Source organism: Streptomyces albireticuli (assembly GCF_002192455.1).
In the GTDB taxonomy this organism is placed as follows: domain Bacteria; phylum Actinomycetota; class Actinomycetes; order Streptomycetales; family Streptomycetaceae; genus Streptomyces; species Streptomyces albireticuli_B.
Map to the genome: position 1 here is coordinate 1004082 of NZ_CP021744.1, position 13959 is coordinate 1018040.

General features: G+C 74.1%; 11 protein-coding genes. 3 read left to right on the plus strand and 8 right to left on the minus strand.

All coding sequences use genetic code 11. From position 1 onward, the window contains the following. Window positions 1-396: 396 nt before the first annotated feature. The 4 genes from SMD11_RS04340 to cbiE all read right to left on the minus strand — a co-directional run bounded on the left by SMD11_RS04340 (window position 397) and on the right by cbiE (window position 4346). Window positions 397-762, minus strand: a complete 366-nt coding sequence (locus SMD11_RS04340; protein ID WP_087925160.1) for a hypothetical protein — start codon at window positions 760-762, stop codon at window positions 397-399. 285 nt (window positions 763-1047) lie between these two features. Then, window positions 1048-2268, minus strand: a complete 1221-nt coding sequence (locus tag SMD11_RS04345) for a serine hydrolase domain-containing protein (protein WP_087925161.1) — start codon at window positions 2266-2268, stop codon at window positions 1048-1050. A 72-nt stretch (window positions 2269-2340) separates the two neighbouring features. Beyond that, on the minus strand, window positions 2341-3090 hold the full coding sequence (gene cobM / locus SMD11_RS04350; protein ID WP_087925162.1) for a precorrin-4 C(11)-methyltransferase: 750 nt from the start codon (window positions 3088-3090) through the stop codon (window positions 2341-2343). After that, window positions 3087-4346: a precorrin-6y C5,15-methyltransferase (decarboxylating) subunit CbiE gene (gene cbiE / locus SMD11_RS04355; RefSeq protein WP_087925163.1), complete on the minus strand. Its 1260-nt coding sequence runs from the start codon at window positions 4344-4346 to the stop codon at window positions 3087-3089. The genes cobM and cbiE overlap by 4 nt, the downstream gene beginning before the upstream one ends. Window positions 4347-4503: 157 nt before the next feature. On the opposite strand from cbiE, the gene tsaD reads away from it, so the two are divergent. Together tsaD and alaS are read left to right on the plus strand one after the other, a co-directional pair. Beyond that, window positions 4504-5559, plus strand: coding sequence for a tRNA (adenosine(37)-N6)-threonylcarbamoyltransferase complex transferase subunit TsaD (gene tsaD / locus SMD11_RS04360; RefSeq protein WP_087930280.1), 1056 nt, complete (start codon window positions 4504-4506; stop codon window positions 5557-5559). 98 nt (window positions 5560-5657) lie between these two features. Beyond that, entirely contained in the window at window positions 5658-8303 is a 2646-nt protein-coding gene (gene alaS / locus SMD11_RS04365; protein ID WP_087925164.1) for an alanine--tRNA ligase, read from the plus strand. 209 nt (window positions 8304-8512) lie between these two features. Here the strand turns inward: alaS and SMD11_RS04370 are convergent, their stop codons facing one another. After that, window positions 8513-10078, minus strand: coding sequence for an SDR family oxidoreductase (locus SMD11_RS04370; protein WP_087925165.1), 1566 nt, complete (start codon window positions 10076-10078; stop codon window positions 8513-8515). Window positions 10079-10224: 146 nt separating this feature from the next. Beyond that, window positions 10225-11697 (minus strand): SDR family NAD(P)-dependent oxidoreductase, encoded by a 1473-nt coding sequence (locus SMD11_RS04375; RefSeq protein WP_087925166.1) that lies wholly within the window; start codon window positions 11695-11697, stop codon window positions 10225-10227. A gap of 431 nt (window positions 11698-12128) precedes the next feature. On the opposite strand from SMD11_RS04375, the gene SMD11_RS04380 reads away from it, so the two are divergent. Further along, the gene (locus tag SMD11_RS04380) at window positions 12129-12479 is read left to right on the plus strand and encodes a chaplin (protein WP_087925167.1); all 351 of its coding nucleotides are present in this window, start codon (window positions 12129-12131) and stop codon (window positions 12477-12479) included. A 64-nt stretch (window positions 12480-12543) separates the two neighbouring features. Here the strand turns inward: SMD11_RS04380 and SMD11_RS04385 are convergent, their stop codons facing one another. Both SMD11_RS04385 and SMD11_RS04390 read right to left on the minus strand, forming a co-directional pair. Further along, on the minus strand, window positions 12544-12759 hold the full coding sequence (locus SMD11_RS04385; protein ID WP_087925168.1) for a hypothetical protein: 216 nt from the start codon (window positions 12757-12759) through the stop codon (window positions 12544-12546). A 99-nt stretch (window positions 12760-12858) separates the two neighbouring features. Next, window positions 12859-13677 (minus strand): sigma-70 family RNA polymerase sigma factor, encoded by an 819-nt coding sequence (locus SMD11_RS04390; protein ID WP_087925169.1) that lies wholly within the window; start codon window positions 13675-13677, stop codon window positions 12859-12861. Window positions 13678-13959 lie beyond the last annotated feature (282 nt).

Consider the following 13959-nt stretch of genomic DNA (forward strand, 5'->3'; position numbering starts at 1 on the left):
CTCTCTGTGCAGCTCGTCACTGTCAGACTATGGGGCGAGGCCGAATTCCTGTCATGGTTCGGGCGGCAGTTGGGCTCGGGCGAGGCCACCCTCCCCAGACGCCGATGGCGCCTGGCCGACTCGTCTGTCTGAACTACTGGCAGCTGCTTCGGCCGGTCTCTCGGGTCACGGTGGGGTATGGCTGAGCCGGAAGTTCCCGACGCTCGGGAAGCGCCCCCGTGGCGCGAGGAGTACGGACCCCGGCCCCGTGTCCACATCCACCCCCGGCCGCTGCCCCCAGCCAGGGCACAGGTACGGCAACGCACCGGATTCCTCCGGCCGGCAGTCCTCCTGGTATCCGAAGCGGTCGTCGGTGACGGCCCCTCGGCCGAGTGCCCCGCCCCCGCCGCCCTCCGGTCAGGAGGTCTTCCGCAGCAGCCAGGCGTTCGGCGTGAAGGAGGAGTTGACGAAGACCACGCAGCCGCCGCTGTAGTAGGTCTGGACCTTGGTCCAGCCGCTCGGCGGTTGCGCGGAGGCGCAGGCGTTGACCTGGGTGCCGACGGGGAGACCGTCCAGTTGCTTGATCATCTTGATGTTCGAGCCGCTCATCACGCGGCACGAGGCGCTGGTGCCCCAGTTCACGTCGACCCAGCCGTCCGGGGTCATCGAGTCGGCGCACACCGTGCGGGTCTCGCCCGGCGACGCCTGGGCCGGGCTCGCCGTGACGGAGGCGACGAGCGTCGCGCCGAGAAGTGCCAGACCCGCGGTGCGGAGTCGTCTCATGGGGTGTCTCCCAAGCGTGAAGAGTGCGCTGACGTGCTGATCGGTGATCAGCGTTGGCCACGGCATTCAACGGCCTGTGTGAAGGGCTTGTGGAGAGCATTTTCGGCCATGAAAGGCGCCGCGAAGGGCCTGCGGCAAAGCCGCCGCACCCGGTGCTCGGCGGCTTTGCCCGGCACCGGGCCGACGTGCCGCGCCCTCCTGCGCGTCGCGCACTCAGCGGCGGCGGTCACCTGTGTCGACCACAAGGTGGGTACCAGGGGCCTTGAGGGCCGCCCGGGTTGTCGTCTAGCGGTTCACCGGGCCGAGCGCCGCCCGGGCCGCCGGCTTCTTGTCGCTCTTGGTGGCGGTCCCGCAGAACTCGCCCTCGAACATGTTCTCGAAGGGCGGGCTCTGGTCGAGCCAGTCACCGTTGATGTTGAAGGTCAGCATGTGCTTGCCGTCCCGCGTGCCGGCCGCACCGGAGAGCGAGCCCCAGACGACGCCGTCGTGGCCGTACACCTGGACGCCGCAGGTCAGCTTGCGGGAGATGATGCCGAGCCCGTAGGTGTAGTGCTCGCCGGTCTCGACGGTGGTGAGCATCGCGTCGAGCTGCTTCTTCGGCAGCAGCTTGCCCTGGAGCAGCGCGCTGTAGAAGCGGTTGAGGTCGCCGCTGGTGCTCACGACCTCGCCGGTGGCGCCGGACCAGGACGGCCGGTACTCGGTGGCGTCGTAGATCCGCGGGCCCGGGTTGGGCACGTAGAGCTTGGAGTAGCCGACGGGGTGCGGGGCCGGCAGCTTCGGGTCGGTGCCCGGGAAGGTCGTCTCCTTCAGGCCGAGCGGCTTGACGATGCGGCGCTCCACCTCGCGGGCGTACGGCTTCCCGGTGACCTTCTCGATGATCATGCCGCCGAGGACGAAGTTGGTGTTGGAGTAGCGCCAGCCCTTGCCCGGCTCGAAGTCGGGGCCGTACTTGATGCCCATGGCGACGATCTGCTCGGGCGTCTTGATGTCGTAGCGGTGCTCGAAGAACCCGGGGCCGTTCATCTCCTTGTCCCACTCCGGGGTGTACACCATGTCGTGCACGCCGCTGGTGTGGTTGAGGAGCTGACGGATCGTGATCTTGGTGGCGTCGTAGCCGTTGCCCTTCACGACGCCGGGCAGGCGGCGCTCCAAGGAGTCGTCCAGGCTCAGCTTGCCCTCGGCCTCCAGCTGGAGCAGGACGGTGGCGACGAAGGACTTGGTGATGCTGCCCGCACGGAAGTGGTCGTCAGCGGTCCGCTTGCGCTTGGCGTCCGTGTCGGCGTAGCCGGCCGAGCCGGACCAGGTGCCCTGGGGCGTCCAGGTCCCGGCGGCGACGCCCGGCATGCCCGCGGCGACGAGGCCGTCCAGGGCGGCCTGCGTCGCGGCGTGCGAGCCCTTGCCCTGCGTCGTGGCGCCGGCCGGGACGACCGCCGCGCCCCCGACGACACCCGCCGCGGTGAGCGCGACCAGCGCACCCCGCAGAACCTTCGATATGTGCTTGGACATGCGTATCCCCCTATGAAACAGCGTGGCCGGTCGACTGCCACATGATCATTTGGGGGTAAGCATAGGCTGCCCTCAGTGGTCGCGGCGGTCCCGTCCGGTCGAGTACAGATAGCTGTCCGGGAACTGCTCCGCCGCCAGCGCGCGGCCCACGAGGATGACCGCCGTACGGACCACCCCGGCCTCCGCCACCTGCCCCGCGATGTCGGCCAGCGTGCCGCGCAGGACGATCTCGTCGGGGCGGCTGGCCATGGCGACGACGGCCGCGGGGCAGTCCGCGCCGTAGTGCGGGAGCAGCTCGGCGACGACGCGGTCGGTGTAGCGGGCCGCCAGATGGAGGACGAGCAGGGCGCCGCTACGGCCGAGCGTCGCGAGGTCCTCGCCGGGCGGCATCGGGGTGGCCTGCTGGGCGACGCGGGTGAGGATGACCGTCTGGCCGACGGTCGGCACGGTCAGCTCGCGGCCGAGCGCCGCGGCGGCCGCGGCGAAGGAGGGCACGCCGGGCACGATCTCGTACGGGATCCCGGCCGCGTCCAGGCGGCGCATCTGCTCGGCGACGGCGCTGAAGACGGCCGGGTCGCCGGAGTGCAGCCGGGCGACGTCCTGGCCGGCCTCGTGGGCGCGGACGAACTCCGCCGTGATCTGCTCCAGGTCCAGCCGGGCGGTGTCCACGAGCCGGGCGCCGGGCGGGCAGTCGGCGAGGAGCTCCCGGGGGACGAGGCTGCCCGCGTAGAGGCAGACTTCGCAGCGGGCCAGGGTCCGCGCGCCCCGCACCGTGATGAGGTCGGCGGCGCCGGGGCCGGCGCCGATGAAGTACACGGTCATGGCTGGAGCTCTCCTTGTACGGGTTCGGCCACGGGTCCCCGCGGCTTGGTCACGGACCACTGCGTGACCGGCATGGCCTGCCGCCAGCCGGTGAAGCCGCCGACGGGGACGGCCCGCGCCACGGCGAGGCGGGTCAGCTCGCCGCCGTGCCGCCGGTACCACTCGGTGAGCAGCGCCTCGGATTCGAGGGTGACGGTGTTGGCGACCAGCCGGCCGCCGCCGGGCAGCGCCTCCCAGCAGGCGTCGAGCAGGCCGGGGGCGGTGAGCCCGCCGCCCACGAAGATCGCGTCCGGCGTGGGCAGCCCGGCCAGGGCCACCGGGGCGGCGCCGGTGACGACGCGCAGGGCGGGCACGCCGAGCGCCTCGGCGTTACGGGCGATCCGGCCGGCCCGTACGGGGTCGCGCTCGACGGCGACGGCGCGGCAGGAGCGGTGGGCGCGCATCCACTCGACGCCGATGGAGCCGGAGCCGCCGCCCACGTCCCACAGCAGCTCGCCGGGTGCCGGGGCGAGCGTGGCGAGCGTCACCGCCCGTAGATGACGCTTCGTCAGCTGCCCGTCGTGCTCGAAGGCGTCGTCCGGGAGGCCGGGCGTGAGCGGGAGGCGCGGCGCGCCGGGGGTGGCCCGGCACTCGACGGCGAGGACGTTCAGCGCGTCGCCGGGCGGGTGCGGCCAGCCCTCGGCCGGGCCCTCGGCGCGGCGCTCGCGCGGGCCGCCGAGCTGCTCCAGCAGGGTCAGCCGGCTCGGCCCGAAGCCGCGCGCGGTCAGCAGCTCCGCCACCTCGGCCGGGGTGCCGGCCCCGGCGCTGAGCACCAGCAGGCGGCGGCCCGGGTGCAGCGCGGTGACGAGCGCGCCGAGCGGCCGGCCGACCAGGCTGACCACCTCGGTGTCGTCCAGCGGCCAGCCGAGCCGGGCGCAGGCGTAACTGACGGAGGAGGGGTGCGGCAGCACCCGCAGCCGGGCCGGGTCGCCGAGGACGTCCACGAGCGTGCGGCCGATGCCGAAGAACATGGGGTCGCCGCTGGCGAGCACGCAGACGCGCCGCCCGGCGTGGGCGGCCAGCAGGCCGGGCACGGCGGGGCGCAGCGGCGACGGCCAGGGGACGCGCTCGCCGGTACAGTCCTCCGGGAGCAGATCCAGCTGGCGCGGTCCGCCGACGACCACCTCGGCGGCGCGGAGCGCCTCCCGGGAACCGGGGGCGAGGCCGGGCCAGCCGTCGGCACCGATGCCTACGACGGTCACGGGGGCATGGCTCACGGGGTCTCGTACCTCGGGGGTTCGCGGCGGTCGGGGAGCACGGGAACTCTACTGACCAGCGACGACGGCGGCACAGCCGGGACTGTGTCCCCGCAGTTGCATACAATGTGCAATTACTACAGAAGGCGGGAGGCAGCGCGGCGTGAAGCGTTCACCGGTGGTGCTGGGGATCGAGTCGTCCTGCGACGAGACCGGTGCGGGTCTGGTCCAGGACGGAAAGCTGCTGGGCCACTCGGTGGCGTCCAGCATGGACGAGCACGCGCGCTTCGGCGGCGTCGTGCCGGAGATCGCGGCGCGCGCGCACGTGCACGCGGCGGCGCCGGTCGTCCACGCGGCGCTGGCCGACGCGGGTCTGACCATGAGTGACATCGACGCGGTCGCCGTCACGACCGGCCCCGGCCTGTCCGGCGCGCTCCAGGTGGGCGTCGCGGCGGCGAAGGGCTTCGCGTACTCGCTGGGCGTGCCGCTCTACGGCGTGCACCACCTCGCGGGGCACGTGGCCGCCGACACCCTGGAGCACGGGCCGCTGCCCAACCCCTGCATGGTGCTGATCGTCTCCGGCGGCCACACCTCGCTGCTGCTCGTACGGGACCTGGCGCGCGACCCGATCGTCCACCTCGGCGACACCCTCGACGACGCCGCGGGCGAGTGCTTCGACAAGGTCGCCCGGGTCTTCGGGCTGCCCTACCCCGGCGGCCCGGCCGTCGACCGGGCGGCGCGCGAGGGCGACCCGCGCGCGGTGGCGTTCCCTCGCCCGCTCACGGGCCCGCGCGACGACCGCTACGCGTTCTCCTTCTCCGGCCTGAAGACGGCCGCCGCGCGCTGGGCCGAGCAGCACCGGGCCGCGGGGCTGCCGCTGCCGGTGGCCGACGGCGCCGCCTCCCTCCAGGAGGCCATCGCCGACGTCCTCACCCGCAAGGCCGTCGCCGCGTGCAAGGAGCACGGCGTGGACACGCTCGTCGTGGTCGGCGGCGTGGCCGCCAACTCCCGGGTGCGGGCCCTGGCCGAGGAGCGGTGCGCCAAGGCCGGCATAACCCTGCGGGTGCCGCCGCTGCGGCTGTGCACGGACAACGGCGCCATGATCGCCGCGGTCGGTGACCTGCTGGTGCGGGCGGGCGCGGAGCCGGCGCCGCTGGACGTGTCGATCGACCCGTCGGCACCGCTGGAGTACGCGGCGCTGCACCCGGTCGCCCGCAAAGCCGTAGTCGCGTAAGCCCGAGGCCGCCGCCGCGCCCCGCGCGGCGGCGCCGCCCCACCGCCGGTCCGGGACCGCCGGACCGGCCGTGCCACCTGAACCTCCCGGAGTTCCGCATGCGTACCGCCGAGATCCGTTCCCGCTTCCTCGACTACTTCGCCGCCCGCGGCCACACCGTCGTCCCCAGCGCGCCGCTGCCCACGCCCGACCCGACGCTGCTGTTCGTCAACGCCGGCATGGTGCCCTTCAAGCCGTACCTGACGGGTGAGGCGCAGCCGCCGTGGGGGCGCGCGACGAGCGTGCAGAAGTGCATCCGCACCCTGGACATCGAAGAGGTCGGCCGCACCACCCGGCACGGGTCGTTCTTCCAGATGAACGGCAACTTCTCGTTCGGCGACTACTTCAAGGAAGAGGCCATCTCCTACGCCTGGGAGCTGTCCACCTCCCCCGTCGCCGAGGGGGGCTTCGGACTCGACCCGGACCGGATCTGGGCGACCGTCCACCACGCGGACGACGAGGCGGCCGAGCTGTGGCGGCGGATCTCCGGGCTGCCGCGGGAGCGGATCGTCCGCCGGGGCGACGAGGACAACTTCTGGTCCATGGGCGTCCCCGGCCCCTGCGGCCCCTGCTCCGAGCTCTTCTACGACCGCGGCCCCGCCCTCGGCCGCGAGGGCGGTCCCACCGTGGACGAGGACCGCTACATGGAGTTCTGGAACCTCGTCTTCATGCAGTACGAGCGCGGCGAGGGCACCGGCAAGGCCGGGTATCCCATCCTGGGCGAGCTGCCGCGCCGCAACATCGACACCGGCATGGGCCTGGAGCGCATGGCGACGCTCCTCCAGGGCGTCGACAACCTCTACGAGATCGACGAGACCCGGCCGATCCTCGACCGGGCCGCCGAGCTGACCGGCGCCCGCTACGGGGCCGACGCGGAGGCGGACGTCCGCCTGCGGGTGGTCGCCGACCACGTCCGCACCGCCCTGATGCTGCTCGCCGACGGCACCGCGCCCGGCAACGAGGGCCGCGGCTACGTGCTGCGCCGCATCCTGCGCCGGGCCGTCCGCTCGGTGCGCCTGCTCGGCCACCAGGACCCCGCCCTGCCCGAGCTGCTGCCGGCGGCCCGCGACTGCATGGCCGCGAGCTACCCCGAGGTGGCCGAGGAGTTCGACCGCATCTCGCAGCAGGCGTACGCGGAGGAGGACGCCTTCCGCTCCACCCTGCGGCAGGGCACGACCGTGCTCGACACGGCCGTCGCCGAGGTCAAGGCGGCCGGCGGCCGGAGGCTCCCGGGCGACCGGGCGTTCCTGCTGCACGACACCTACGGCTTCCCCATCGACCTGACGCTGGAGATGGCCGAGGAGCAGGGCGTCGAGGTCGACCGCGAGGGCTTCACCGCGCTCATGGCCGAGCAGCGCGAGCGGGCCCGCGCCGACGCCCGCGCCCGCAAGTCCGGCGGGGCGCTGGACACCTCCGCGCTGCGCTCGGTGCTCGACGCGCACGGCCCCACGGACTGGCGGGCCTACGACACGCTGCTGACCGACTCCAAGGTGCTGGCCCTGCTCGGGCCGGCCGGGCCGCTGCCGGTGGTGCGCGCCGGGGAGATCGCCACGGTCGTCCTGGACCGCACCCCGTTCTACGCCGAGTCCGGCGGCCAGGACAGTGACGCGGGCGCGCTGACCGGCGCCTCCGTGGAGGCCGAGGTGCTGGACGTCCAGCGGCCCCTGCCCGGCCTGGTGACCCATCAGGTGCGGGTGACGGCGGGCGAGTTGGCCGTGGGCGACGGTGTGCGGGCGGCCGTCGACGCCGAGTGGCGGCTCGGCGCCCGCCAGGCGCACTCCGGTACGCACGTGCTGCACGCGGCGCTGCGCCAGGTGCTCGGCCCCACCGCGCTCCAGGCCGGCTCGTACAACCGGCCCGGCTACCTGCGCCTGGACTTCCCCTGGCGCGGTGCGCTGGGCCAGGCCGCCCGCAGCGAGGTCGAGGAGGCCGCGAACCGCGCCCTGCGCCGGGACCTGGCCGTGGACGTGCGCTGGATGACGCTGCCCGAGGCCAAGGAGCTGGGCGCGCTCGCGCTGTTCGGCGAAACCTACGGCGAGCGGGTGCGGGTCGTGGAGATCGGCGGCGCGTGGTCGCGCGAGCTGTGCGGCGGCACGCACGTCGAGCACGCCTCGCAGATCGGGCTGGTGGCGCTGACCGCCGAGTCGTCGGTGGGCGCGGGCATGCGGCGGCTGGAGGCGGCGGTCGGCGTCGAGGGCTTCGGCTACCTGGCGCGCGAGCGCGACCTGGTGGCCCGGCTCGCGGAGCAGCTCCAGGCGCCCCGCGCGCAGCTGACCGACCGGGTGGCCGTGCTGCTCGACCGGCTCAAGGCCGCCGACCAGCGGGCCGAGGAGCTGCGGCAGCGGGCCGCGGCCGGGCGCGCGGCGGAACTCGCCGCCGCCGCGGCCGAGGTCTCCGGCACCCTCGCCGTGACCGCGACCACGGACGGCGACGCCCGCGCCCTGGCGCTGGCCGTACGCGACCGCCTGCCGGACACCCGGCCGGGCGTGGCGGTGATCGGCTCGGACTCCGGCGGCAAGGCCGTGGTGGCCGTCGCGGTCAACAAGGCGGGCCGGGCGGCCGGCCTCTCGGCCGCGGCGCTGGTGAAGTCGCTGCTGAACGGGCGCGGGGGTGGCAACGACGACGTCGCCCAGGGTGGTGGCCTGGCGGTGGACGCCCTGCCGGGGACGCTGGCGCGGCTGCCGGAACTGCTGCCGCGCGGCTGACACCGCTGCGCGGGGCTTTGTCCCCTACCCGCCCCTTCCCGTAACCGGGGCTCCGCCCCGGACCCCGGTCCTCAAGCTCCCCCAGCTACCGCTGGGAGGTGCCCCCAGACGGGCTGAAAATCAGCCCGTCCGGCGCTTGAGGACATTCGGGAAGGGGCGGGGTGGGGAAAAAGCCCCGCGCAGCGGCACACCCACCCGCACCCACCCGCCTACAGACCCGCCCCCGCCCGCCGCGCGATGTTCCGGGCCATCCCCCCGAACACCACCGCGTGAAACGGCGCCACACTCCACCAGTACGCGTGCCCCGCCAGCCCGTGCGGATGGAACAGCGCCCGCTGACGGTACGTGGCACGAGCCGGCCCCTCCGGGGTCACCGTCAGTTCGAGCCAGGCCAGGCCCGGCAGCCGCATCTCGGCGCGCAGCCGCAGCGTCCGCCCGGCCTCCAGCTCCTCGACCCGCCAGAAGTCGAGGGAGTCACCGACCCGCAGCCGGTGCGGGTCACGGCGGCCCCGGCGCAGGCCGACGCCGCCCACGAGGCGGTCCAGCAGGCCGCGGGCCGACCAGGCGAGCGGGAAGGAGTACCACCCGTTCTCGCCCCCGATGCCTTCGACGACGCGCCAGAGCGCCGCGGCCGGGGCGTCGACGGTCACCTCGCGCCGGTCCTCGTAGAGGCTGCCGCCGGACCAGTCGGGGTCGGAGGGCAGCGGGTCGCTGGGCGCGCCGGGCAGGGAGGCGGAGGACCAGCGGGTGGCGACGTCGGCGTCGCGCACCCGCTGGAGGGCCAGGCGGACGGCCTCGTCGAAGCCGACCGGGCCCTCGGGCGGGTCGGGTACGTACCGGGCGATGTCGTGCTCGCGGCACACCGCCTCGTGGCGCAGCGACTCGACGAGCGGGCGGGCGATGCCGCCGGGTACGGGCGTCACCAGGCCGACCCAGAGGCTGGAGAGCCGGGGCGAGAGCACGGGCACGGGAAGGATCACCCGGCGCGGGAGGCGGGCGACGGCCGCGTACCGCTCCATCATCCGTCGGTAGGTGAGGACCTCGGGGCCGCAGATGTCGAAGCCGCGGCTGACGTCGGCGGGCAGCCGGGCGGCGCCCAGCAGGTAGCGCAGCACGTCGCGGACGGCGATGGGCTGCACCCGGGTGCCCACCCACTTCGGGGTGACCATCGCGGGCAGTCGTTCGGTGAGGTACCGCAGCATCTCGAAGGAGGCCGAGCCGGATCCGATGATCACGGCGGCGCGGAGCTGGGCGGTGGGGACGCCGCTGCGGAGCAGGATGCGGCCGACCTCGGCGCGGGAGCGCAGGTGCGGGGAGAGGTCGCGCTCGGCCACCTGCCGGGGCGACGGTCCGCCCAGGTAGACGATGCGGCGGACGCCGGCGTCCTTCGCGGCGCGGCCGACGGCGAGCGCGGCCCGCCGGTCGGTCTCCTCGAAGTCCCGGCCGCTGCCGAGGGCGTGCACGAGGTAGTAGAGGACGTCGACGTCCGCGAAGGCGCGGGGGAGCGTCTCCGGGCGGGTCACGTCGCCCTTGACGGCCTCGACGCGGTCCGCCCACGGCTGGTCGCGCAGCCGCCCCGGGTCGCGGACCAGGCAGCGCACCCGGTAGCCGGTGTCCAGGAGCCGGGGGACGAGCCGTCCGCCGATGTAGCCGGTGGCCCCGGCGACGAGCACCCGCGGCGGGGCTTCTCCACCGGCCCCACCGGCCCCGCCCGCCCCGTCGGCCTTGCCGTCGGCGTCCTCTTCCCGGCCGTGGTCGTGCGCTGTCGCGTCCATGGGTCCACGCTCTCCCGCCGTGGGTACGTCGCGCCAGGCGGGGCTGGCCTTACGGGTGCGGCGCGCCCGGAAACGGCGTGACCGCCCGCCCGGGGATCCCGGGCGGGCGGTCACGGCGGCGTGCGGAGGGACGGTGCCCGGTGCGGCTACCAGCCGGCGGGGGCGTAGTCCTTCAGGAAGCAGCCGTAGAGGTCCTCGCCATGCTCACCGCGGACGATCGGGTCGTAGACGCGGGCCGCGCCGTCGACGAGGTCGAGCGGGGCGTGGAAGCCCTCCTCGGCGAGCCGCACCTTGTCGGGGTGCGGGCGCTCGTCGGTGATCCAGCCCGTGTCGACGGCGGTCATCAGGATGTTGTCGGTCTCGAACATCTCCTGCGCGCTGGTGCGCGTGAGCATGTTGAGCGCGGCCTTGGCCATGTTGGTGTGCGGGTGGCCCGCGCCCTTGTAGCCGCGGCTGAAGACGCCCTCCATGGCGGAGACGTTGACCACGTACTTGCGGCGGGCCGCCGAGGCGGCCATGGCCGGGCGGAGCCGGCTGACCAGCACGAACGGCGCGGTGACGTTGCAGAGCTGGACCTCGAGCAGCTCGACGGGGTCGACCTCGCCGACCTTCTGGATCCAGGTGTTCGTGGGGTCCAGGTCGGGCACGAGGCCGCCGGCGTCGATCGCGGTGCCGGCCTCGACGCGGGCCAGCGAGGCGGAGCCGCTGGTCAGGGCGAGCTCGGTGAGCGCCTGCGGGGTCAGCTCGTCGTGCCGGCTGCCCGCGGGGGCGGGCAGGGCGGCCTGCGCGCCGCTGCCGAAGGCGCCGAAGACCACGGAGGCGGGCAGCTCGCCGGCGGGCAGCGGGGCGGCCTCGGCGGCGACCAGCTCGCGGTAGGCGGCCGGGCTGCGGCGGACGGTCTGGGCCGCGTTGTTGATCAGGATGTCGAGCGGGCCCTCGGCGGCGACGGAGTCGGCCAGGGCGACGACCTGGGCGGGGTCCCGCAGGTCGATGCCGACGATCTTCAGCCGGTGCAGCCACTCCGCGCTGTCGGGCATGGCCTTGAAGCGGCGGATCGCGTCGTTGGGGAACCGCGTGGTGACGGTGGTGTGGGCACCGTCGCGCAGCAGCCGCAGCGCTATGTACATGCCGATCTTGGCGCGGCCGCCGGTGAGCAGGGCGCGCTTGCCGGACAGGTCCGCGCGGGCGTCCCGGCGGGCACGGTTCTCCGTGGCGCAGGGCTGGCACAGCTGGTGGTAGAACGCGTCGACCTCGGTGTACCGGGTCTTGCAGATGTAGCAGGAGCGGGGGCGCTCCAGGATGCCGACGATCTGGGCGGTGGCCGTGGCGGCGAGCGGGATGCCCCGGGTCTCGTCGTCGATGCGGTCGGCGGCGCCGGTGGCGGTGGCCTCGGTGACGGCCTTGTCGTTGGCGGTCTTGGCGGCCCGGCGCTCCTGGCGGCGGCGCTGCTTCACCATGCGGTAGATGCCGGCCGTGGCGCGCCGGATCTCGATCGCCTGCGGGTGGTCGACCGGCAGCTCGTCGAGCTCCTCCAGCACACTCAGGCAGATCGCCATCCGCTCGGGATCGATGCCTGCCCCGAGGGCTGCACCGTCGCGGCTTTCTTCAGTGACCGTCATCGGCGGTGTCATTTCCCAGTTCGTCTGATCTATCAAAGCTTCGAAGAACTGTACTTGACCTCCTCACCTGTGTGCACATGAGCGATCTCTCCCGGTGTCCTCGGTCACGGCCGGGAACACCGCGGGCACCGCTCCCGACCCGCCTTTTCCCTCACGGATCGTGACGGGCGGCGCACACCAGGGCGTCGCGGCGGGTCCCGGGCGTGTGTGCCGCGTTCGTACGCCCGCTGCCCTCCATTCCCCCCGCAGGGGGCCCGGGGGTTACGCTCCGACACCCGGTCGGCCCAACGATTCCCCTCAACTCCCCGTGCATTCCATATGACTTATTGGGCTTACCGGGTTAATTATGGCCCTCTGCGCCCGAATTGAGCGAATCTCTCTGGGTTCTCTGGCAACAATTGCCGCTCACCACCCATGAGAAAGGTTTAGCCATGTCGCGTATCGCCAAGGCTGCTGCCCTGACCGTCGCCGCCGGTTTCGCCGTGACCGGCGCCGCGGCGGGAGTCGCCTCCGCCGCTTCCGGAGCGCAGGGTGCGGCCGTGGGCTCCCCCGGCGTCATCTCGGGCAACGTCATTCAGGTCCCGATCCAGATCCCGGTGAACCTCTGCGGCAACACCATCGACATCGTGGGCCTGCTGAACCCGACCTTCGGCAACACCTGCGCCAACATCGACGGCCACCACGACGGCCACCACGACGGCCACAAGGGCCACGGCGGCTATGGCGGCCACGGCGGCTACGGCGGCCACGGTCACGGTGGCTACGACCACGACAAGTGGTAAGCCCGTAAGCCCCGCCGGGTGCGGCCCAGCCGCACCCGCGCGGTGCGCGTGGGGAGGGTCACAGTCAGCCGCCGGAGTCCTCGCCCGCGCGGTCGTGGCGCCCATCATGGCCATGATGGGCGCCACCGCCATGTCCGGGCCCGGTGTCGTGGGCCGCCCCGTCCCATGTGCGCTCCTCGGGGTCCCGGCCCGCGGGGTCGGACCGCTGGGCGCCGGGGAGGTCGGGGACGTCGACGAGCGGCGGCAGATCGGGGGTGAGGCGGGTGTGACTCGACGTCATGGTGATGCACCTGCCTGTCGTGACGGAACGGGGACGCGGGACGGAGGGGGAATCGGGCGCGCGGCGGCATGAAGGAACTCTCCCGCCGGGGCCCGGCGCTCAGGAGGGGGCGGGACTGCCGCCCGGCGGCGCGGCCGCGCCCAGCAGCTCCTGGCGGAGCCGGGCGCACGTACGGCTGAGGATGCGGGAGATCTGCATCTGCGAGACGCCCAGCCGGGCGCCGATCTGCTTCTGGGTGAGATTGCCGAAGAACCGCCAGTACAGGACGTACTTCTCGCGCTCGGGAAGGGCGCTCAGGAGCGGGCGCAGGGACTGCCGGTCGATCACCAGGTCCAGCGCGCCGTCCGCGCAGCCGAGGGTGTCGGCGAGCGGGAGGTCGTAGGCGCCGAGCACCGGGTGGTCCAGGGACAGCGTGTGGTGCACGCCCTCGGCCGCCAGCCCGCGCCGCACCTCCTCCTCGGACAGCCCGCTCTCCACGGCCAGTGCCGCCGTGTCCGCCCTGCCGCGCACGCCGCGCTGCGCCAGGGCCACCTGGGCCGCGCGGACGGCCGTCCGCAGCTCCTGGTCCCGGCGCGGGATGTGCACCGACCAGGCGTGGTCGCGGATGTGCCGCCTGAGTTCCCCGGTGATGGTGGGGACGGCGAAGGTCTCGAAGGCGTAGCCGAGCCGGGGGTCGTACCGGTCCACGGCGTTGACCAGGCCCAGGGCGGCCACCTGACGCAGGTCCGCGGGGCTCTCGCCGCTGCTGCGGAACCGCAGGCTGATGCGCTCGGCCATGGGCAGCCAGGCGGCGATCACCTCCTGCCGGAGCCGGTCGCGCTCGGCGCCGTCGGGGAGGGTCACCAGTTGCTCGAAGGCCGCGGCGGTGTCGGGTGCCTCGCGGGTGCGCCGCCGTGGCGCGGTCTCTGACGTGATCACAGCCGTCCCCTCGCTCCTGGCGGAAGGAGTGCCCTGCCTGCCGGGCACGTGCCGTCGTGCGGTCGCCCGGGCGGGCGCCGGTGTCGCGAGGTGTCGCGGTCGTGGTCCACCGGCACCGCGGGCGCCGGGGTGGCCGGTGCCGGCCACGGTCACACCAGCATCACCCCGAACACGGCCACCCGCGACCGGGAGCGCCCGGCGGACCACGGAGGGTCACGGGGGGGGCGAGGGAGCCCAGCCTCCGCCGGGGCCCACCCCTCGGGTACGGGGCGTCCGGGGACC